Annotated in this window: 16 protein-coding genes; 14 read left to right on the top strand and 2 right to left on the bottom strand. The window is 62.9% G+C overall.

The features are described 5' to 3' along the window. The first annotated feature begins 369 nt into the window (after positions 1 to 369). From flhA to ABRP30_RS19885, 14 genes are all read left to right on the top strand, one after another. On the top strand, positions 370 to 2,499 hold the full coding sequence (gene flhA, locus ABRP30_RS19950; RefSeq protein ID WP_267817687.1) for a flagellar biosynthesis protein FlhA: 2,130 nt from the start codon (positions 370 to 372) through the stop codon (positions 2,497 to 2,499). Between the two features lie 11 nt (positions 2,500 to 2,510). Then, a complete protein-coding gene (gene flhF / locus ABRP30_RS19945; protein WP_349976156.1) occupies positions 2,511 to 3,818 on the top strand; it encodes a flagellar biosynthesis protein FlhF in 1,308 nt (435 codons plus the stop codon). Positions 3,819 to 3,911: 93 nt separating this feature from the next. Next, a complete protein-coding gene (gene fleN / locus ABRP30_RS19940) occupies positions 3,912 to 4,745 on the top strand; it encodes a flagellar synthesis regulator FleN (protein WP_011534890.1) in 834 nt (277 codons plus the stop codon). Then, on the top strand, positions 4,742 to 5,482 hold the full coding sequence (gene fliA, locus ABRP30_RS19935; protein ID WP_012315498.1) for an RNA polymerase sigma factor FliA: 741 nt from the start codon (positions 4,742 to 4,744) through the stop codon (positions 5,480 to 5,482). The genes fleN and fliA overlap by 4 nt, the downstream gene beginning before the upstream one ends. Positions 5,483 to 5,586: 104 nt before the next feature. Then, positions 5,587 to 5,961 carry a chemotaxis response regulator CheY gene (locus ABRP30_RS19930; RefSeq protein ID WP_133328372.1) on the top strand — a complete coding sequence of 125 codons (375 nt, stop codon included), beginning with the start codon at positions 5,587 to 5,589 and terminating at the stop codon, positions 5,959 to 5,961. Between the two features lie 18 nt (positions 5,962 to 5,979). After that, positions 5,980 to 6,768 (top strand): protein phosphatase CheZ, encoded by a 789-nt coding sequence (locus ABRP30_RS19925; RefSeq protein WP_267817681.1) that lies wholly within the window; start codon positions 5,980 to 5,982, stop codon positions 6,766 to 6,768. Positions 6,769 to 6,780: 12 nt separating this feature from the next. Next, positions 6,781 to 9,012, top strand: a complete 2,232-nt coding sequence (locus tag ABRP30_RS19920) for a chemotaxis protein CheA (RefSeq protein ID WP_267817679.1) — start codon at positions 6,781 to 6,783, stop codon at positions 9,010 to 9,012. Between the two features lie 46 nt (positions 9,013 to 9,058). Then, on the top strand, positions 9,059 to 10,189 hold the full coding sequence (locus ABRP30_RS19915) for a chemotaxis response regulator protein-glutamate methylesterase (protein WP_267817677.1): 1,131 nt from the start codon (positions 9,059 to 9,061) through the stop codon (positions 10,187 to 10,189). Continuing rightward, the gene (locus ABRP30_RS19910; RefSeq protein ID WP_241804562.1) at positions 10,189 to 10,929 is read left to right on the top strand and encodes a flagellar motor protein; all 741 of its coding nucleotides are present in this window, start codon (positions 10,189 to 10,191) and stop codon (positions 10,927 to 10,929) included. The genes ABRP30_RS19915 and ABRP30_RS19910 overlap by 1 nt, the downstream gene beginning before the upstream one ends. 3 nt (positions 10,930 to 10,932) lie before the next feature. Beyond that, complete coding sequence (gene motD, locus ABRP30_RS19905; protein WP_241804561.1) at positions 10,933 to 11,790, top strand: flagellar motor protein MotD; 858 nt, start codon at positions 10,933 to 10,935, stop codon at positions 11,788 to 11,790. 91 nt (positions 11,791 to 11,881) lie between these two features. Next, complete coding sequence (locus ABRP30_RS19900; RefSeq protein WP_241804560.1) at positions 11,882 to 12,673, top strand: ParA family protein; 792 nt, start codon at positions 11,882 to 11,884, stop codon at positions 12,671 to 12,673. Beyond that, positions 12,670 to 13,545, top strand: coding sequence for a CheW domain-containing protein (locus ABRP30_RS19895; RefSeq protein ID WP_267817672.1), 876 nt, complete (start codon positions 12,670 to 12,672; stop codon positions 13,543 to 13,545). Before ABRP30_RS19900 ends, ABRP30_RS19895 begins: the two co-directional genes overlap by 4 nt. A 42-nt stretch (positions 13,546 to 13,587) precedes the next feature. Continuing rightward, on the top strand, positions 13,588 to 14,067 hold the full coding sequence (locus tag ABRP30_RS19890; RefSeq protein WP_003254393.1) for a chemotaxis protein CheW: 480 nt from the start codon (positions 13,588 to 13,590) through the stop codon (positions 14,065 to 14,067). A 1-nt stretch (position 14,068) separates the two neighbouring features. After that, positions 14,069 to 14,464 carry a DUF2802 domain-containing protein gene (locus ABRP30_RS19885; protein ID WP_241804557.1) on the top strand — a complete coding sequence of 132 codons (396 nt, stop codon included), beginning with the start codon at positions 14,069 to 14,071 and terminating at the stop codon, positions 14,462 to 14,464. A gap of 401 nt (positions 14,465 to 14,865) precedes the next feature. Here the strand turns inward: ABRP30_RS19885 and ABRP30_RS19880 are convergent, their stop codons facing one another. Then, positions 14,866 to 17,661, bottom strand: coding sequence for a dermonecrotic toxin domain-containing protein (locus tag ABRP30_RS19880; RefSeq protein ID WP_349976152.1), 2,796 nt, complete (start codon positions 17,659 to 17,661; stop codon positions 14,866 to 14,868). A gap of 139 nt (positions 17,662 to 17,800) precedes the next feature. Next, on the bottom strand, positions 17,801 to 20,524 hold the full coding sequence (locus ABRP30_RS19875; protein WP_349976151.1) for a dermonecrotic toxin domain-containing protein: 2,724 nt from the start codon (positions 20,522 to 20,524) through the stop codon (positions 17,801 to 17,803).

Genomic DNA, 20,524 nt, shown 5'->3' with positions numbered 1-20,524 from the left:
AAGGTACCACAGACTCACTAGGGCTACCAATCGAGTCATTGGCTGATGTTCGAGGCTTTATAGCTGGCATTTGCCTCGTGCGTCGGTATAGAAACCACGCTTTTTGCATGAGCATATCGGTGTGAGTTTTCCATTGGGCAGCCTCTCTGTAGATTTTCAAGAGTGAAGCATTGCGTCATTGCCGTTGAAGCGGGTGGGGTAGGAGGTATTGTTGCTCTTGTTGATTGCCCGCTGATGAGCCGCCAGCCAACGCAATTGGGCTCGGCTGGTTCACGTTTCGCGTGGGCCAGGTCAAAGTTGGAAAGCTTCTTGCAGAGCCACGCCCAAGCGCCCCTGGGGCGTCAAAGTTTTGCTTGAAGAGGGCTCTCGGTGGATCGCAGTCAGTTAATCAACAACGCACGCCACAACCTGGCCGGCCTGGGCCGGGGCAACCTGGGTGTGCCGCTGTTGCTGCTGGTGATGTTGGCAATGATGATGTTGCCGATACCGCCGTTCCTGCTCGACGTGTTCTTCACCTTCAACATCGCCCTGTCGATCGTGGTCCTGCTGGTCTGCGTGTATGCCTTGCGGCCGCTCGACTTTGCCGCGTTCCCCACCATTTTGCTGGTGGCGACGCTGTTGCGGCTGGCCTTGAACGTCGCCTCCACGCGTGTGGTCATGCTCCACGGCCAGGAGGGCCATGGCGCTGCGGGCCAAGTGATCCAGGCTTTCGGTGACGTGGTGATCGGCGGCAACTACGTCGTCGGTGCAGTGGTGTTCGCCATCCTCATGATCATCAACTTCGTGGTGGTCACCAAAGGTGCCGGGCGCATCTCTGAAGTGAGCGCGCGTTTCACGCTGGACGCCATGCCCGGCAAGCAAATGGCAATCGACGCCGACCTCAATGCCGGCCTCATCGATCAGGCCCAGGCCAAGGCGCGACGCGCCGAAGTCGCCCAGGAGGCCGAGTTCTACGGTTCGATGGACGGTGCCAGCAAATTCGTGCGCGGTGACGCCATCGCCGGCCTGCTGATCCTGTTCATCAACCTCATCGGCGGCATGCTCATTGGCATGCTCCAGTACAACATGTCCTTCAGCGAGGCCGGCAAGGTCTATGCGCTGCTGACCATTGGTGACGGTTTGGTGGCGCAATTGCCATCACTGCTGCTGTCCACCGCTGCCGCGATCATGGTGACCCGTGCTTCCGGCTCCGAGGACATGGGCAAGCTGATCAACCGGCAAATGTTCGATTCGCCCAAAGCGCTGGCGGTATCGGCAGGCTTGATGATCGTCATGGGCCTGGTGCCAGGCATGCCGCACTTCGCTTTCCTCAGCCTTGGGCTGGTGGCCGGCGGTGGTGCCTACCTGGTGTGGAAGAAGCAGCAGAAGGCCAAGGTCGCCGCGCAGCAAGAGGCGCAGCGCCAGCAGGACCTGCTGCCGTCGCCGCAACGGGCGATGGAAACCAAGGAGCTTGGCTGGGATGACGTGACGCCGATCGACATGATCGGCCTGGAAGTCGGCTACCGCCTGATCCCGCTGGTCGATCGCAACCAGGGTGGGCAACTGCTGGCTCGGATCAAGGGCGTGCGCAAAAAGCTCTCCCAGGACCTGGGCTTCCTCATGCCCACCGTGCACATCCGCGACAACCTCGACCTGCAGCCCAGCGCCTATCGCCTGACGCTGATGGGCGTGATTCTGGCCGAGGCCGAGATCTACCCGGACCGCGAGCTTGCCATCAACCCTGGGCAGGTCTTCGGTACCCTCAACGGCATCGCCGCGCGTGACCCGGCCTTCGGCCTGGAAGCGGTGTGGATCGATATCGGCCAGCGTGCCCAGGCGCAGTCGCTGGGCTACACCGTGGTCGACGCCAGTACCGTGGTGGCCACGCACCTCAACCAGATCCTGCAGAAGCATTGCCACGAACTGATCGGTCACGAGGAAGTGCAGCAATTGCTGCAGGTGCTGGGCAAGGCTTCGCCTAAACTTGCAGAGGAACTGGTGCCGGGTGTCATTTCCTTGTCGGGCCTGCTCAAGGTCCTGCAGGCATTGCTCGCCGAGCAGGTGCCGGTGCGTGACATCCGCAGCATTGCCGAGGCCATCGCCAATAATGCGGGTAAGAGTCAAGATACCGCCGCGCTGGTGGCGGCAGTGCGCGTCGGATTGTGTCGCGCCATCGTGCAAAGCATTGTCGGCGTTGAGTCCGAGCTGCCTGTGATCACGCTTGAGCCAAGGTTGGAACAGATTTTGCTCAATAGTCTGCAAAGGGCCGGGCAAGGTCAGGAAGACGGTGTTCTTCTGGAGCCGAGCATGGCCGAAAAGCTGCAGCGTTCGTTGATTGAAGCGGCCCAGCGTCAGGAGATGCAGGGCCAGCCGGCCATCCTTCTGGTGGCCGGCCCGATCCGTGCCATGCTGTCGCGCTTCGGCCGCCTGGCTGTACCGAATTTGCATGTTCTGGCGTATCAGGAAATACCGGATAACAAGCAAGTCACCATCGTTGCCACCGTGGGCCCCAACGGCTGAGGTAGTGGGTTATGCAAGTTAAGCGTTTTTTCGCCGCCGATATGCGCCAGGCCATGAAGCTGGTCCGTGATGAGCTGGGCTCCGACGCCGCCATCATCGGTAACCGGCGCATCGCTGGCGGTGTCGAACTGACGGCCGCGCTGGACTACAAACTGTCCGCGTTGGCCCCGCGCGTGCCCAATGCCGAGCTCGAGCAAGAGCTGCGCAAGACCCAGACGCGCATCGCCACTGCCCAGGCTGAGCTGGACAACCGCAGTGATGCCAGCGAAGGCAGCCGCCAATTGTTCGCCGGGCAGTCGCTGACCGCCTCGCAGCCCTTGATCGAACCGCATGTGGACGTGCCGGCCCCTGCAGCACCTGCTGCGCCGGCAGCGGTCGACCCGCGCTTGTTCGATGCGATGCGCTCTGAGCTGTCGGGCCTGCGCGAGCTGCTGGAAGTGCAGCTCGGCTCGCTGGCCTGGAACCAGCTGCAAGGCAGCAAACCGGCGCAGGCCAACCTCTGGCGCCGGCTGCAGCGCATCGGCCTGTCCGGGCCGATCGCCCGCGAGCTGCTGGACCTGATCGCCGAAATCGAAGAGCCACGCCAGGCCTGGCGCATGCTGCTGGCGCACCTGGCACGCATGATCGAAGTGCCGGAGATCGAGCCGATCGAAGAGGGTGGCGTGATCGCCATGGTCGGCCCTGCCGGTATGGGCAAGACCACCACGCTGGCCAAGCTGGCGGCGCGCTATGTCCTCAAGTACGGCCCGCAGAACGTGGCCCTGGTCAGCATGGACAGTTTCCGCATTGGTGCCCAGGAGCAGCTCAAGACCCTGGGGCGTATCCTCAACGTGCCGGTGACTTATGTAGACCCCGGCCAGTCGCTGGCCCAGGCGTTGGAGCCGCTGCTGCGCAAGCGCGTGGTGCTGATCGATACCGCCGGCCTGCAGGCCAGCGACCCGGCCCTGCGCATGCAGCTGGAAAGCCTGGCCAGCCGCGGCATCGCTGCGAAGAATTACCTGGTGCTGGCCACCACCAGCCAGAAGCAGGTGCTGACGGCCGCCTACCACAGCTACAAGCGCTGTGGCCTGGCCGGCTGCATCCTGACCAAACTCGATGAAACGGCGAGCCTCGGCGATGTGCTGAGCCTGGCCATCAGTCATGAACTGCCCGTCGCCTATCTTACCGATGGCCCGCGCATTCCTGACGACCTGCACTTGCCGCGGGCGCACCAACTGGTTAGCCGCGCGGTCAATGTGCAGTTGCAGGATGAGCCCAGCGAAGAGGCCATGGCCGACATGTTCGCTGATCTCTATCACAACCCAAGGAGAGCGGGTTGATGATCAAGCGTATGCAAAATACCTACACCAAGGGGACCGCTGTCATGCCCCACGTGTGGCTTGGGTCCAAGCGAGACAAGGTGAACAACGAACATGGGTAGCATGCATCCCGTACAGGTGATCGCCGTGACCGGTGGCAAAGGTGGCGTCGGCAAGACTAACGTTTCAGTGAACCTGTCCCTGGCACTGGCCGAACTCGGCCGCCGGGTCATGCTGCTTGACGCCGACCTGGGCCTTGCCAACGTCGACGTGTTGCTGGGCCTGACCCCCAAACACACCCTGGCCGATGTCATTGAAGGGCGCTGCGAGCTGCGCGACGTGCTGTTGCAGGGCCCGGGCGGTGTGCGCATCGTGCCGGCGGCCTCCGGCACCCAGAGCATGGTGCACCTGGCGCCGGCCCAGCATGCCGGGCTGATCCAGGCCTTCAGCGAGATCGGCGACAACCTCGACGTGCTGGTGATAGACACCGCTGCGGGGATTGGTGACTCGGTAGTCAGTTTCGTGCGTGCAGCCCAGGAAGTGCTGCTGGTGGTGTGCGACGAGCCGACCTCGATCACCGACGCCTACGCGCTGATCAAGCTGCTCAATCGCGATTACGGGATGAACCGTTTCCGCGTGCTGGCCAACATGGCGCAAAGCCCGCAGGAAGGGCGCAACCTGTTCGCCAAGTTGACCAAGGTCACTGATCGCTTCCTTGACGTTGCCCTGCAATACGTCGGCGCCGTGCCGTATGACGAGTGTGTGCGCAAGGCGGTGCAGAAGCAGCGGGCAGTCTACGAAGCCTTCCCTCGTTCCAAGTGTGCGCTGGCCTTCAAGGCCATTGCCCAGAAGGTCGACAGCTGGCCGCTGCCGGCCAACCCGCGCGGGCATCTGGAGTTCTTCGTCGAACGCCTGGTGCAGCCAACCAGTGCAGGGCCGGTCCTATGAGTGCGAGCGGGTTCAAGATGTACAGCAAGGCGTCCAAAGACGCCCAGTACGATCTGGTTGAACGCTACGCGCCGCTGGTCAAGCGCATTGCCTACCACCTGCTGGCGCGCCTGCCTGCCAACGTGCAGGTGGAAGACCTGATCCAGGCCGGCATGATCGGCTTGCTTGAGGTCGCCAACAAATACGACGCCAGCAAGGGCGCCAGCTTTGAAACCTACGCCGGCATCCGCATCCGCGGCGCCATGCTCGACGAGGTACGCAAAGGTGATTGGGCACCGCGTTCGGTGCACCGCAACACGCGTATGGTCAGCGATGCGATGCGCGCTGTGGAAGCAAGAACCGGCCGCGACGCTAAAGATCATGAAGTTGCGGCCGAACTCAAGTTGAGTCTCGATGATTACTACGGGATTTTGAACGATACCCTGGGTAGCCGCCTGTTCAGCTTTGACGACCTGTTGCAGGACGGCGAGCACGAAGGGCTGCACGAGGAGGGCGCCAGTGGCCAGGTCGAGCCGTCGCGCGACCTGGAGGACGAGCGCTTCCAGGCCGCCCTGACCGATGCCATCGCCAACCTGCCGGAGCGCGAGCGGCTGGTACTGGCGCTGTACTATGACGAAGAGCTGAACCTCAAGGAAATCGGTGAGGTACTGGGGGTCAGCGAATCGCGTGTCAGCCAGCTGCACAGCCAGTGCGCCGCGCGTTTGCGCAGCCGTCTTGGGGAATGGCGGGCGCGTTGAGCCCGGGGTCGTTGCAGTCGTTTTCACGTTGTACCGAATTGATTGAATGCGCGCTCGGGGCCGAGCGCGTTTGAGACTGCTTGGAGGTCTAATTGAACAAAGACATGAAAATCCTCATCGTTGACGACTTTTCGACGATGCGGCGGATCATCAAGAACCTGTTGCGTGATCTGGGCTTCACCAATACCGACGAAGCTGACGACGGCACCACGGCGTTGCCGATGCTCGAAAGCGGCCATTACGACTTCCTGGTGACCGACTGGAACATGCCTGGCATGTCCGGTATCGACTTGCTGCGCAAGGTACGTGCCCACGAGCGCCTGAAGGGTATGCCGGTACTGATGGTGACGGCCGAAGCCAAGCGCGACCAGATCATCGAAGCGGCTCAGGCCGGTGTGAATGGGTATGTGGTCAAGCCGTTCACCGCCCAGGTGCTCAAAGAAAAGATCGAGAAGATCTTCGAACGCGTCAACGGCTGAACAAAGTCAGGGGGCGCCATGGAATCAACACAAACGTCTTTGGGGGAGTTTGAGTCAACCCTGAAGAAGCATGCTCAGGAACTGGTCGAAAGCCTGGAACGGGGCCGGTTCGGCGAGGCGGTGCAGCTGATTCATCAGCTCAACCAGACCCGCGACCGCGGCTTGTATCAGGAAGTCGGCAAGCTCACGCGCGAGCTGCACAGTGCGATCGTCAGCTTCCAGATCGACCCGCGCATGCCGCAGGCCGAGGAAGTCTCGCAGATCACCGATGCCACCGAACGCTTGTCCTATGTGGTCAAGCTGACTGAAGGCGCCGCCAACCGCACCATGGACCTGGTGGAGGAGAGCACGCCCGTGCTCAACGACCTGGCTGCTGAAGCGCAGAGCCTCAGTGTCGACTGGCAGCGTTTCATGCGCCGCGAAGTCGCTGCGCCGGAATTTCGCGAGTTGGTCAAGCGTGTCGACAGTTTCCTGACGCACAGCGCTGAAGGTAACCGCAAGGTATCCGGCCACCTCAATGACATTCTGCTGGCTCAGGACTATCAGGACCTGACCGGCCAGGTGATCAAGCGGGTGACTGCGCTTGTGACCGAAGTCGAAAGCAATCTGCTCAAGCTCGTGCTGATGGCCAGTCAGGTCGACCGTTTTGCCGGTATCGAACATGACCACCAACAGCTGCGCGCGGAAAAAGATGAAGAAAAATATCCGGCTCGGGGTGAAGGTCCGCAGATTCATGCCGATAAGCGTGAAGACGTCGTGTCCGGTCAGGACGATGTCGATGATCTGCTGTCCAGCCTGGGTTTTTGAGGAGCACGTTTAATGAGCTTCGGCGCCGATGAAGAAATCCTTCAGGATTTCCTGGTAGAAGCCGGCGAAATTCTTGAGCAACTGTCCGAGCAACTGGTCGAGCTGGAAAGCCGGCCCGATGATGCCGACCTGCTCAATGCGATCTTTCGCGGTTTCCACACTGTAAAAGGGGGCGCCGGCTTCCTCCAGCTCAATGAGCTGGTGGAGTGCTGCCATATCGCCGAGAACGTGTTCGACATCCTGCGCAAAGGTGAGCGCCGGGTCGACGCGGAACTGATGGACGTGGTGCTCGAAGCACTGGACACGGTCAACAGCATGTTTGGCCAGGTGCGCGAGCGCAGTGAAGTCACCCCGGCCACGCCCGAGTTGCTGGCGGCCCTGGCACGCCTGGCCGAGCCGGCTGGCCCTGAAGCGGCTGCGCCGGTGGTCGAGGCTGCGCCTGCGCCGGCCGAACCTGCCGCCGAGGCCGACATCACCGACACCGAATTCGAGCAGCTGCTCGACTCGCTCGATGCGGTCAAAGCCCAGGCAGCCGCTGCCGAACAGCAGCTGCAAGGCGAAACGCTGTCCGGTTCGGGTGACGAGATCACCGACGACGAATTCGAATCGTTGCTCGACCAGTTGCACGGCAAGGGCCAGTTCTCGGCCGAAGGCGTTGCCACAGAGCCTGTGGCCGCTTCTGCCAGCGCGCCAGCCAGCGACGAGATCACTGACGAAGAATTCGAGTCGCTGCTCGATCAGCTGCACGGCAAGGGCACGTTCCAGGCGGATGCGCTGCCTGCTGCCGTGGCTCCGGTGGCCAGCGAAGCGCCAGCTGCCGGTAGCAGCGATGAAATCAGCGAGCACGAGTTCGAGGCACTGCTCGATCAGTTGCATGGCAAAGGCAAGTTCACCGGCGATGCGGTCACCGCCGAAGCGCCCGCCGCCGTTGCCACCCCTGTGGCCGCCAAGGCGCACAGCCAGCCTGTGGCCAAGCCGGCACCTGCACCTGCACCTGCACCTGCTGCGGCGGCCAAGCCCGCCGCGCCGGCCCGCGCGCCTGCACCTGCTGCCGAGAAGCACGCGGTGAGCGAAGCGGAAACCACCGTGCGCGTCGATACGGCGCGCCTGGACGAGATCATGAACATGGTCGGCGAACTGGTGCTGGTGCGTAACCGCCTGGTGCGCCTGGGCCTGAACAGCGGTGACGAGGCCATGTCCAAGGCCGTGTCGAACCTGGACGTGGTCACTGCCGACCTGCAGACCGCGGTGATGAAAACGCGTATGCAGCCGATCAAGAAAGTCTTCGGCCGCTTCCCGCGCCTGGTCCGCGACCTGGCCCGCCAGTTGAAGAAAGAGATCAACCTGGAACTGGTCGGTGAAGAGACCGACTTGGACAAGAACCTTGTCGAGGCATTGGCCGACCCCCTGGTGCACTTGGTGCGCAACGCGGTTGACCACGGTGTGGAGATGCCTGAAGAGCGTGAAGCGTCGGGCAAGGCGCGTACCGGCCGCGTGGTGTTGTCGGCCGAGCAGGAGGGTGACCACATCCTGCTGTCGATCTCCGATGACGGCAAAGGCATGGACCCTAACATTCTGCGCGCCAAGGCGGTGGAAAAGGGCCTGATGGACAAGGACGCCGCCGACCGTCTGAGCGAGTCGGACTGCTACAACCTGATCTTCGCCCCAGGCTTCTCGACCAAGACGGAAATTTCCGATGTGTCCGGCCGTGGTGTCGGTATGGACGTGGTCAAGACCAAGATTTCCCAGCTCAACGGCTCGATCAACATCTTCTCGGCCAAAGGCCAGGGTTCGAAGATCGTCATCAAGGTGCCGCTGACCCTGGCGATCATGCCGACCCTGATGGTGATGCTGGGCAACCAGGCGTTCGCCTTCCCGCTGGTCAACGTCAACGAAATTTTCCACCTGGACCTGTCGCGCACCAACGTGGTCGACGGCCAGGAGGTGGTGATCGTGCGCGACAAGGCGCTGCCGCTGTTCTACCTCAAGCGCTGGCTGGTCCAGGGCCAGGTGCACGAGGAGCAGCGCGAGGGCCATGTGGTGATCCTCTCTGTGGGCACCCAGCGCATCGGCTTCGTGGTCGACCAACTGGTGGGCCAGGAAGAGGTGGTGATCAAGCCGCTGGGCAAGATGCTGCAGGGCACCCCGGGCATGTCCGGCGCCACCATCACCGGTGACGGTCGCATTGCGCTGATCCTCGACGTACCGAGCATGCTCAAGCGTTACGCGGCGCGGCGTATTTGATTTCGGTGGCGCGCCCTGCGGGGCTGCGCCACCTAATGGAGTGTTTATGGCAGTCAAGGTCCTGGTGGTGGATGATTCGGGTTTCTTCCGCCGCCGCGTCTCGGAAATCCTCTCGGCGGACCCGACGATCCAGGTCGTCGGTACCGCGACCAACGGTAGGGAAGCGATCGACCAGGCGCTGGCGCTCAAGCCCGATGTCATCACCATGGACTACGAAATGCCCATGATGGATGGCATCACCGCCGTGCGGCACATCATGCAGCGCTGCCCGACACCGGTGTTGATGTTCTCCTCGCTGACCCACGAAGGCGCCCGTGTGACCCTCGACGCGCTGGATGCCGGTGCGGTGGATTACCTGCCGAAGAACTTCGAGGACATCTCGCGCAACCCGGAGAAGGTCAAGCAGATGCTGTGCGAGAAGGTGCACACCCTTTCGCGCAGCAACCGTCGTTTCGGTGGTTACCCAAGCACCGCAGCGGCGCCTGCGCCGGCACCTGCCAGCGTGGCGCACGCCCCCGCCAGCAGCCTGGCCAGCACGGCGTCCACACGCAGCGTGGCGCCTGCCCGAGCGGCGGCTGCACCGGCGTCAAGCCATTCGCCCGCGCCCAAGCGCAAGCCCTACAAACTGGTGGCTATCGGCACATCGACCGGTGGCCCGGTCGCGCTGCAGCGGGTACTGACGCAATTGCCTGCCGGGTTCCCGGCTCCGATCGTGCTCATCCAGCACATGCCGGCGGCGTTCACCAAGGCGTTTGCCGAGCGCCTGGACAAGCTGTGCAAGATCAGCGTCAAGGAAGCCGAGGACGGCGACGTGCTGCGCCCAGGCCTGGCCCTGCTTGCCCCCGGTGGCAAGCAGATGATGATCGATGGCCGGGGCACGGTGAAGATCCTGCCCGGTGACGAGCGCTTGAACTACAAACCCTGCGTGGACATCACCTTCGGTTCGGCAGCCAAGTCGTACGGTGACAAGGTGCTGTCGGTGGTGCTGACCGGCATGGGCGCCGACGGCCGTGAAGGCGCGCGCCTGCTCAAGCAGGGCGGCAGCACTGTGTGGGCCCAGGATGAAGCCAGTTGCGTGATCTACGGCATGCCCATGGCCATCGTCAAAGCCAACCTGGCCGATGCGGTGTACAGCCTGGATGAGATTGGCAAGCACCTGGTCGAGGCGTGTGTGTAATGGATGTCCTTAGCCTGATCGGACTGATCCTGGCCTTCGTCGCCATCGTCGGTGGCAACTTCCTCGAAGGTGGCCATGTCGGCGCGCTGCTCAATGGCCCGGCAGCCCTGATCGTACTGGGCGGTACCCTGGCGGCGGCGCTTTTGCAGTCACCGTTGTCATCGTTCAAGCGTGCCTTACAGATCTTGCGCTGGATCATCTTCCCGCCGCGGGTCGATCTGGCTGGCGGCATCGACAAGGTGGTGAACTGGAGCCTGACCGCACGCAAGGAAGGCCTGCTTGGCCTGGAAGGTGTGGCCGATGGCGAGCCCGACCCGTATGCCCGCAAAGGCTTGCAGTTGCTGGTCGACGGCGCCGAGCCCGAGGCCATTCGCAGTATCCTCGAAGTCGATTTCCTGACCCAGGAAGGCCGCGACATCCAGGCTGCCAAGGTGTTTGAAAGCATGGGCGGCTACGCGCCGACCATCGGCATCATCGGTGCGGTGATGGGCCTGATCCACGTGATGGGCAACCTGGCCGACCCGTCTCAGCTGGGCAACGGCATCGCCGTGGCGTTCGTTGCCACCATTTATGGCGTGGCCAGTGCCAACCTGATTCTGTTGCCGGTCGCGAGCAAGCTCAAGGCCATCGTCATGCGCCAGTCGCGCTACCGCGAAATGCTGCTAGAAGGCCTGTTGTCGATTGCCGAGGGTGAGAACCCGCGTTCGATCGAACTGAAGCTGCAAGGCTTCATGGAGTAACCTATGCGTCGCCGTCGCCATACTGAAGAACATGAAAACCACGAGCGATGGCTGGTGTCGTACGCCGACTTCATTACCTTGCTGTTCGCCTTTTTCGTGGTCATGTACTCGATTTCCTCGATCAACGAGGGTAAGTACAAGGTCATTTCGCAAGCGCTGCTCGGGGTGTTCAACGACCCTGAGCGGAGCATGAAGCCAATCCCTATCGGCGATGAGCAACCGCTCAGCGTCAGGCCGGCCGAGCCGTTGATCAAGGACAGTGAGCAGACCGACGCAGGCCTTGCGCAGACCAGCGTCGACCCGCTCAAAGCCATCAGTGAAGACGTGCGCGATGCCTTCGGTGACCTGATCAGCTCCGACCAGATGACCATTCGCGCCAACGAGCTGTGGGTGGAGATCGAGCTGAATTCCTCGCTGCTGTTCGGCAGTGGCGATGCCATGCCCAGCGACCAGGCGTTCGACATCATCGAGAAGGTGGCGCACATCCTCAAACCGTTCGCCAACCCGGTGCACGTCGAGGGCTTTACCGACAACCTGCCGATCCGTACCGCGCAATACCCGACCAACTGGGAGCTGTCTTCGGCGCGGGCGGCAAGCATTGTCCGCCTGCTGGCGATGGAAGGCGTCAACCCGGCGCGCATGGCCTCGGTGGGCTATGGCGAATATCAGCCTGTGGCCAGCAATGACACTGCAGAGGGCCGGGCGCGAAACCGCCGGGTGGTGCTGGTGATCTCGCGCAACCTTGAAGTGCGCCGCAGCCTGACGGGCTCCGGCAGTGCCAATACCACCCCGGACGCCGCCCTGCGCCGCGCTGGCACACAAAGTGCACCGGCAACCCCAGCAGCGACGGCGGGGCAGTGACTCGTCAATTCTCTGTCACCGCGAACCCTGTGGCGGCTGCAAAGCCGGATCGCACAGGGTTCAGCGGCCTCCATGAATCAAGAGTTGTCCTATGAGAGTCTGGGCAGTAGCCAATCAGAAAGGCGGGGTCGGCAAGACCACCACCACTATCGCCCTGGCCGGTTTGCTGGCCGAGGCGGGCAAGCGCGTGGTCGTCGTCGACCTTGACCCGCATGGTTCGATGACCAGCTATTTCGGGCACAACCCCGATGCGCTGGAGCACAGCTGTTACGACCTGTTCCTGCACAAGGGCCAGGTGCCGGATGGCTTGCCCGGGCAGCTGCTGCTGCCGACCAGCGACCAGCGTATCTCGCTGCTGCCTTCGAGTACCGCATTGGCGGTGCTGGAGCGGCAGTCTCCGGGGCAGAGCGGGCTGGGCCTGGTGATCGCCAAGAGTCTGGCGCAACTGTGGCAGGATTTCGACTTCGCCCTGATCGACAGCCCCCCGCTGCTCGGGGTGCTGATGGTCAACGCACTGGCCGCCAGCCAGCAGCTGGTGATCCCGGTGCAGACCGAGTTTCTCGCGGTCAAGGGCCTGGAGCGCATGATCGGTACGCTGGCCATGATCAACCGTTCGCGCAAGCAGGCCTTGCCCTACCAGATCGTGCCGACCCTGTTCGACCGCCGGACTCAGGCTTCGCTGGGTACGCTGAAAGTATTGCGTGATACCTATGAACATCAGGTGTGGCAGGGCTACATTCCGGTCGATACGCGCCTGCGCGATGCCAGCCGCAACGGCGTCACGCCGTCACAGTTCGATGGCAAGAGCCGCGGCGTGATCGCTTACCGGGCGCTGCTCAAGCACCTGCTCACCTACAAGGCTGCAGTACAGGTGGCGTCATGACGGTGAAGACGGGTACGCGGCCGCAACTGGCCTTGCAATCTTACCTGGACGGCCTGCTGCAGGAAGCCACCGAGGCTGAAACCAATCTCGAGCTGCCGGCTGCGAGGGACGAATTTGCCGCGGCGGTGCGCGAAGAACAGGCCCGAGACGCGCAGCCACAGGCCCAGAAGCCTGCAGTGAGCGTCCCGGCAAGGCCTTTCGCCGAACCGCAGGCCGGGGTACTTGCGACTGTCTTGCCGGTCGAAGCGCCGGTGGTGGCGGTGGTCGAGGCCAAGGTGGTGGCCGAAGCCGCCATTCCAGTACTGACCCAGGTTCAGGCGCCCGAGCCCGTCGCGCCGTTGGTTGAAGTCAACCTGCCCGCGCCGAGCGCGCCTGTGCCACCGGCCACGGTCGATGGTCGCCCGGCCTGGGCGGCCGAGCCCTTCGAGTGCCTGCTGTTCGACGTCGCCGGGCTGACGCTGGCAGTGCCGCTAGTGTGCCTGGGCTCGATCTACAGCCTGGAGGGCCAGGAACTGACGCCGCTGTTCGGCCAGCCGGACTGGTTCCTTGGCATTCTCACCTGCCAGGCGGGCAACCTGAAGGTGCTGGACACGGCGCGCTGGGTCATGCCAGATCGTTACCGGGACGATTTCCGTCAGGGCTTGCACTATGTCATTTCCGTTCAGGGCTACGAATGGGGGCTGGCGGTGCATCAGGTCAGCCGTTCCCTGCGCCTGGACCCGTCGGAGATCAAATGGCGCAGCCAGCGTGGTCAGCGACCGTGGCTGGCCGGCACGGTGATCGAACACATGTGTGCGCTGCTGGACGTGGCCGAACTGGCCGAGCTGATCGCCAGTGGCGCGGTCAAGCAGCTGCATACCAAACACAAATAACTGCGAACACACCGCCATTGGCGGATTTTGAGGGCTAGGGGAATGAAAAAGTCGTCTGCACAAGGTTCGGAAGATCCGATTCTGCAATGGGTAACCTTCCGTCTGGACAACGAGTCCTACGGCATCAATGTCATGCAGGTGCAGGAAGTCCTGCGCTACACCGAGATCGCCCCGGTTCCGGGTGCGCCGAGCTACGTGCTGGGGATCATCAACCTGCGCGGCAATGTCGTGACGGTGATCGACACCCGCCAGCGCTTCGGCCTGATGCCTACCGAGGTGACCGACAACACCCGTATCGTCATCATCGAGGCTGACAAGCAAGTGGTCGGCATCCTGGTCGATAGCGTGGCCGAGGTGGTCTACCTGCGTCAGTCGGAGATCGAGACCGCGCCGAACGTGGGGAACGAAGAGTCGGCCAAGTTCATCCAGGGCGTGTGCAACAAGAATGGCGAACTGCTGATCCTGGTCGAGCTGGACAAGATGATGACCGAGGAAGAGTGGTCCGAGCTGGAGAACATCTGAGTTGATTTTCGAGGTTGCTGTCATCTTCCTGGCGCTGTTGTGGGCGCTGAGCCTGTGGTTTTTCCTCAACTACAGCAAGCGCCAGCGCGAGCTCGCCGCCCAGCAGGCCCAGGGCGATGCCGTGCGTGACCAGCGCATCAAGGACCTGGCCAAGCGCCTGGATGATTACCAGAACGGTACCGTGCGCATGGGTGAAGCCATCCATGAGCTGCGCGCGGTAGTGGCGACCTTGCCAGACCGGCTGGAGCGTCTGGAGCAACGTGACCCGAGCGATGTAACCTTCAGCCAGGCGGCAAAACTGGTAGGGATGGGGGCGAGTGTGTCGGAGCTGACCGAAAGCTGCGGTTTGACCCAGGCCGAGGCCGAGCTGATGAGCAAGTTGCATCGTGGCGAGTAGCGTGAAAAGGCGACCTGAGGTGAGTGCCAGTCGGTAGGCGTAATCAGGGCTGCTGCGCAGCCCATCGCCGGCAAGCCAGCTCCCACAGGTACGGCGCAGGCCTGAAGGACTGCGGCATTCCACCCTTTGGGAGATACGGCGCAGGCCTCAAGGACTGTCACAGTCCAACCCTGTGGTAGATGCAGCACAGACCTCAAGGATTGTCACAGCCCAACCCTGTGTTAGATGCAGCACGGACCTCAAGGATTGTCACAGTTCAACTCTGTGGGATATGCAGCACAGACCTCAAGGACTGTCACCACCCGGTGGCCGGCTTGCCGGCGATGGGCCGCACAGCGGCCCCAAATCGCTTGCCTGGCTGGCATCGGACCTGAGGCAGCAGGTGCTTGCTGAGCCTGCGCTCAGGGCCTGGCCCAAGAATTGTATCCGCCGATCCTGGCGATGCGGTTGAGTGGAAGCAGCTGCCGTTGCGCTGCCTCAAACTCCACAAGGCTGACGAACTGCCAGGAGTTGGTGCGGGGGAACGCATACAGGTTGATGATCTGACGCATCACGCCCAGCTCAGGCAACAGCCGGTCGACCACGTCGGTGAGCAACCTCGGCCCGGTGAGGCGGCTCAGCGTCTGAGCATAACCATAGAAAGCTTGCGGGTCGGTGTGCAGGGAGGGCCTGCTGTTGTAGAAGCCCGGCGCTTGCTCGAAGCGCGCCTGCATTTCCTCCAGGATTGCCCTGAGCGTCGGGTTATCTGCATGGCTGCCTACCAGGCTGCCGTTGTAGAGGCAGTTCATGCCCAATCTTTCATTGGATACCGCCGGGTGCAGCAGCAGCCCATTTTCAGTGGTGGCGAGTACCACGTCATCCAAGTGCTCTCCCGGCGTGCCCCTGGGGGCGCCGTCGATTGACACCGGGTATTCGCCAGGCGCCAGCAGGGTGTCGTCGACGTCCATGTACAGGCCACCTTCCTGATCCAGCAGGGCATAGCGCAAAACGTCCGACGCCGACGAAAAGTTGCTCGCCACCCCACCATTGCCTTGAATCGCCGCCTGGTATTGGGCGAAGTTGGCACTCTCGCTGAAGCGTTTATAGAACGGCTGGTCCTCAAGCGGCATGACCTCCACCCCGGGCGCATGCGCCGTCAACAGCCGCAGGTTGGCCTGGAAGGCACCTGGCTCGGCCCTGGAAAGATACAGGCGATGAACATACTGGGTGTTCTGCAGCGTGCGGGCGTTGCGGGCGATAGTGTCGATCAGGCTTTGCTCGATCACCTTGTCGCCCACCCAAAGGTTCATCACCTGTTTAGGGATGGGCCGCAGTGCTTCGGTGCGCAAGGCCGGCAGGGCGACGGGCAGGTGCAGATCGACGCCCAATGCACGCAGGGTCGCCATGCGCATCTGATCGGTAACCTGCCGCGTTCGGGCATCCACCTCGACCAGATTGAGCGAGCCTGGCGCTGCGATGTAGTAGGTGGGCTCAACCTCATTGAGGCCGCTCTCCAGGCCAAAGGCATCGGCCTGCATGTCGTAGAACATATGCTCATGATAACCGCCGATCATCGCCGTAAGCAGGTCGGCCGAACCGTCGTAGCGCGGGATCCTCACCACTGCACCGGCCACAGCGTCGTCGCCACCGGGCAGCGGTGCAATGGGGTCTGTGGTCTGGAGAAAATCCGCCACATCGGCCAGCGCCAGATGCGGTGGGTCGAGGGGGCTCAAGGGGTAGCCGATCTGTTCGTTGACCCTGCTGGGCACCACGAAGCCGTCACGCTTCAAGCGCAGCAGCACCGGTGCCCTGGACAGCCCGACAGTCACCAGCGGTGCTGCATTGAGCACCCCGAACACCGACATGCTGACGCCTTCGGCGCTTTGCTGGGCGGTCTTGGCGTGGATGGCCTGGTCCAACCCCAGGCCAAACTGGGCGATGCCGCCGAGGGCGAACAGCGGGGCGAGCTCGGGCACCACCAGGGCCAAGGGGGCCAGCAGGTTGATTGCCGAATTCAAGTAGCCGCGCCATTTGGCCTTGGTCACTTCGCTGTCGCTGGTGATGATGAAGTGTGCGTCTTGGTAACTGCGCTGCTTCTGGCGCCTGGCAAGGGAAAGGAACAGGTCGCCTTCGATCAGGGGGCTGTATTCCTTGGCCTTGTAGTTGATGTAGTCCTGGGGGGGCCAGATGCCTTGCACCGTGAAACCGGGGCGGTTGCTGTCGAGGTGATAGGGGGCTGGGTAGCTGCCCAGGCCGCATAGGGCGGTGTGAAGGCCGCTGTAACTCAAACCGTCTTCGCGATCGGCCAGGGCGAAGTGGTCCTGCAAGGCATCGCGCGTGCGAGGGTCGCGGCACTGGTGGGCAAACCAGTCCAGCATGGCTTGTTTGTCGCTGAATTCGTGCAGGGGCGAGGCGTTACCCGGAATGTAGAGCAAGACCAGGCCGCTGACGGCGTCGTACAGGCACAGCAGGTCAGTGGCGCGGTAGCCATAGACGTTCAGCCACCGGGCGCGCAGCCTCGGTTTGCTGCTGGTTTTGCCGTCACTGGGCGCCGTCGGCGATGAAGCCTGCACGCCGCACGCCTGCCAGGCCAGCTGTCTGCCGGCATCACTCAGGCTGCCCTCGGTGACTTGCTTGTTGCATGCGGCGATGAAGTTGATCTTGGCGCTGACACGGTAGCGGTCCAGGTTGGCATCCCAGTAGCGGTCGAGCATCGACTTGTACTGCACCTGCAAGTCCAGGCCCCAGACGAACGACTGGAATTGCTCGGCCGCCAGCGCTACATGCGTATCTGCGTTGTATAGCGGCTGGTCGCTGTGCCTGAACAGCCCGTTGTAGATGCTGTAGGGGGCATGGTAGTCAAACAGGCCGCGCTCGCGCAGCGTCTGGACGATGGTCAGTGGCCCTTCGGGCAGTTCGCCAGCCCATGGGGCATGGAGCGCCGCCCCCAGCCAGTTGTTGGCCGACTCGCCCTGCCAGTTCGAGAGTACCGCCTGGGTCAGGGTCATCTTTTGCGCGACGATCGCAATCCAGCCGAGCTTGGGGTTGAACTGGTAGTGGAGGGTCACTGCGTCGACGCGGTCCGGGTCCAGGTCCATGGCGCGCTGGTGGGCCCACTGGCGTATGGCGTCGGCTGCCGCGCGGTCCGGGCGCGGAAAGCCGGCAAGGCTGTCGCGCACGAATTGCGTGCCCTTGGCATTGATGTACTGGGTCGTCATGACGGTCACCTTTGAGTCTGTAAGGGCTGGCCAAGGTGACCTGCGTGCAGGTAGGAATGGCGCTATTTATGTAGGTACATCGCAGGGTTCGCTAACCTGGGCAAACCGGGCCGAGTCGGGCGAACCGCCAGTGGATCGCTCAGGTGTAGGCCCAGCTATGCTCGCGGCCAATGCGCGCAACCCTGTCGAGCGGAACGTGCTGCTGCAGCACTGCGTGGAACCGGCGCAGGTTGAGCGTTGCATGGATGTCGTAGACCGGGGACATCAGCAGATGGCAGATTTCCCGCAGCTGTTTGAGCAGCGGCAGCTGTTGGTCAACTACGTCATTGAGCACCGCTGGGCCGGTCAACAAACTCAGGCGCCGGGTATAGGCCTGGAACAGCAGCGGCGCCTGGCGGGCGTGTGGGCGGCTGTTGTAGAAGTCGGGCTCCAGGCCGTAGCGGCGCAGGATTTCTTCAGAAATTGCGTCCAGCGTCGGGTTGCCCGGGTGGCTGCCAATCATGCTGCTGTTGAATTTGACGTACATGCCCAACTGGTCGTTCGACACCGGTGGCGAGAGCAGCAGGCCATCCTCCGTGGTCTTGAGTGTCAGGTTGGCCAGGGGAGGGCTGAACTGGCCGCTGCTGGCGTCCAGCAACCGATCGTCGGCATCCAGGTAAAGCCCGCCATAGTGCTTGAGCAACCGGTACCGCAGGATGTCGCAAGCGGAGGCAAGGTTGCGGCCGGGTCCGCCATTGCCGGCGATGGCGGCCAGGTATTGCGGGTAGTAGGCTGAATGGGCGAATTCCCGGAAGAAGCCTTGCGTTTCCAGGGGCAGCAGCTGTGCGCCTACCGCGCGCGCGCGCAGCAGCAGCATGTTGCGCTCAAACACCTGTTGGTCGTTTTGCGAAAGCAGTATCTGGTAGCGGTAACCACTGATGCGGGCCACGCGCGTGTTGTGCACCAGGGCTTCGAGGAATTCGCCTTGCAACACACTGTCGCCCAACCAGACACTGCTGATCAGCCGGGGGATCGGCGTGCGTTGCAGTTGCTCATAAGGCGCGTAGTCGATGGGCACCTCTAGGTCGATACCCAATGCCCGAAGGGTGGTGGTGCGCTGTACGTCGGTGGCGATATGCCGCTGGGTGGACAGGGCCAGGGCTGTGTCCTGGCCGTCGGCGAGCCGCCAGCGCAGCGGAGCGATCATGTGCGTGTCTCGGGCGCGGACGAAGCTGTCGCTGGCAAACTCATACTCGACCCATTCACCGACCACGCCTTTGGGCGTCTGCAGCCATGCCATGAAGCGGTGCTCAAGGTTTTCGTCGACGCGCGTCACCACGGCCGCCAGGCTGCTGGAGGACACGACCGCCGGGGCCCGGAATGCCAGCTCCACCGCATCGCTCGCCTGGGCAACAGGCGCCGCGCCGACCGGGGCGCCCAGCAAATCCGCAACGCGGGCGGAGCCGAAGAACCCTGGACGGGAGTATCGAAACACCGCTGCCTCCCTGGCTAAGCCCTGCCCGGCCACGGGCAGGGCGTTGAACAAGCCGAACGTCTGGTCGGCGACACCCGCGTTCTTGCTCTCCAGGCTCTTGCCATTGATGGCCTGGTCGAGGCCCAGGCTGAATTGGCCCAGGCCACCGATCACCAGCAGCGGCGCAAGCTCGGGCAGGACGATGACCAGGGGCGCCAGCAGGGCGGTGACCAGCGTGAGGTAATTGCCCCATCGGGACTTGTCGACCTCATGGTTGCTGGTGATCTGGCTGTCGGCATCGGCATAGGTGCGCTGCTTGCGCTGCAAGGTCAGGTGCTCGAAAAGGTCGCTGGTGATCGGAGGGGAATAGGTATCTGGGCGGAAATCGATCATCTGTTGCGGGTCCCAGTAGCCGCTGGTGGCAAAGCCAGGGTGATGGGCGCTGAAACGATGTGCGACGGGGTACAGGCCCAGCCCCGTCAACGCCGTGCGCAGGCCGCTGAAATCCAGGCCGTCGGGCCAGTCGGCGCGGGCGAAGTGGCCCAGCATCGCCCTGCGTTTGTCTGCGGCCTGGCACTGGCGGGCAAACCAGTGCTTCATGGCTTGGGCGTCAGGGAATGCATGAAAGGGCGATGAGTTGCCGGGGATGTACAGGACGGTCTCACTGCTGGTGCCCTGCTGGATGTACAGGATGTCGGTCGAGGTGTAACCGTAGACGTTGAGCAACGACACACTGAGGTCGCCGTAAGGCAGCAAGCCGCAAGCTCGCCAGACCAGACGGCGCTGGGCGTCGGACAGGCTTCCCTGCGCCACCTGGCGGTTGCAGGCGGCGATGAAGGCGATGTGAATGGCCCGCCGGTACTGGGCTTGCTGCTGCTCCCAGTAGGTGTCGAGTTGCTGTTTGAACAGGGTGTGAAAATTCAGCTTCCAGGCCGCGGTCTGAAAGTCCTCGGCGCGTATCGGCAAGCGCGTGTCCGGTGCGTACCGGGCAGGCTCGGTGCGCGTGTACAAGCCGTTGAACACTTGGTAAGGCGAGGCGTTGGAGAGCGGGTCGATTGGCTCGAGCCTGTCTACGATGGTCAACGGGTCCTGTGGCGGGAGGCCTGCCCAGTCGCCATAGTGAAAACCTCCGTAGCCTGCCGCGGATTCGCCCTGCCAGTTGGCGAGCAATGCTTCGACCAGGTTCATTTTCTGGGTGATGACCGCTTTGGTATAGGTACTGGCGCGGCCTTCACCCGCCGGTTCGGTCCGGTAATGGAACGTGACCACGTCGATCAGCAATGGCGATTGCGCCACGCCCTGGGGGGTGAGCCAGTCGGTAAGTACCTGTTGGGCCAGCAGGTCGGGGCGCGGTAAACCTTTCAACGCCTGGCGGATCAGGGCCGGGCTGGGGGAGGGAGCGGGCTGCAT

This window comes from Pseudomonas sp. WHRI 8519 (genome assembly GCF_040224055.2).
Taxonomy (GTDB): domain Bacteria; phylum Pseudomonadota; class Gammaproteobacteria; order Pseudomonadales; family Pseudomonadaceae; genus Aquipseudomonas; species Aquipseudomonas putida_X.
The sequence above is the reverse complement of the archived record's forward strand: the minus strand, read 5'-3'. Positions and strand labels throughout refer to the sequence as shown.

Coding starts and splice junctions, on each gene's coding strand:
- ABRP30_RS19925 (WP_267817681.1), top strand. CDS start 5,980: ATGGAATCAACACAAACGTCTTTGGGGGAGTTTGAGTCAACCCTGAAG.
- ABRP30_RS19880 (WP_349976152.1), bottom strand. CDS start 17,661: ATGACGACCCAGTACATCAATGCCAAGGGCACGCAATTCGTGCGCGAC.
- ABRP30_RS19920 (WP_267817679.1), top strand. CDS start 6,781: ATGAGCTTCGGCGCCGATGAAGAAATCCTTCAGGATTTCCTGGTAGAA.
- fleN (WP_011534890.1), top strand. CDS start 3,912: ATGGGTAGCATGCATCCCGTACAGGTGATCGCCGTGACCGGTGGCAAA.
- ABRP30_RS19915 (WP_267817677.1), top strand. CDS start 9,059: ATGGCAGTCAAGGTCCTGGTGGTGGATGATTCGGGTTTCTTCCGCCGC.
- ABRP30_RS19900 (WP_241804560.1), top strand. CDS start 11,882: ATGAGAGTCTGGGCAGTAGCCAATCAGAAAGGCGGGGTCGGCAAGACC.
- ABRP30_RS19890 (WP_003254393.1), top strand. CDS start 13,588: ATGAAAAAGTCGTCTGCACAAGGTTCGGAAGATCCGATTCTGCAATGG.
- motD (WP_241804561.1), top strand. CDS start 10,933: ATGCGTCGCCGTCGCCATACTGAAGAACATGAAAACCACGAGCGATGG.
- fliA (WP_012315498.1), top strand. CDS start 4,742: ATGAGTGCGAGCGGGTTCAAGATGTACAGCAAGGCGTCCAAAGACGCC.
- ABRP30_RS19910 (WP_241804562.1), top strand. CDS start 10,189: ATGGATGTCCTTAGCCTGATCGGACTGATCCTGGCCTTCGTCGCCATC.
- ABRP30_RS19930 (WP_133328372.1), top strand. CDS start 5,587: ATGAAAATCCTCATCGTTGACGACTTTTCGACGATGCGGCGGATCATC.
- flhF (WP_349976156.1), top strand. CDS start 2,511: ATGCAAGTTAAGCGTTTTTTCGCCGCCGATATGCGCCAGGCCATGAAG.
- ABRP30_RS19895 (WP_267817672.1), top strand. CDS start 12,670: ATGACGGTGAAGACGGGTACGCGGCCGCAACTGGCCTTGCAATCTTAC.
- ABRP30_RS19875 (WP_349976151.1), bottom strand. CDS start 20,524: ATGCAGCCCGCTCCCTCCCCCAGCCCGGCCCTGATCCGCCAGGCGTTG.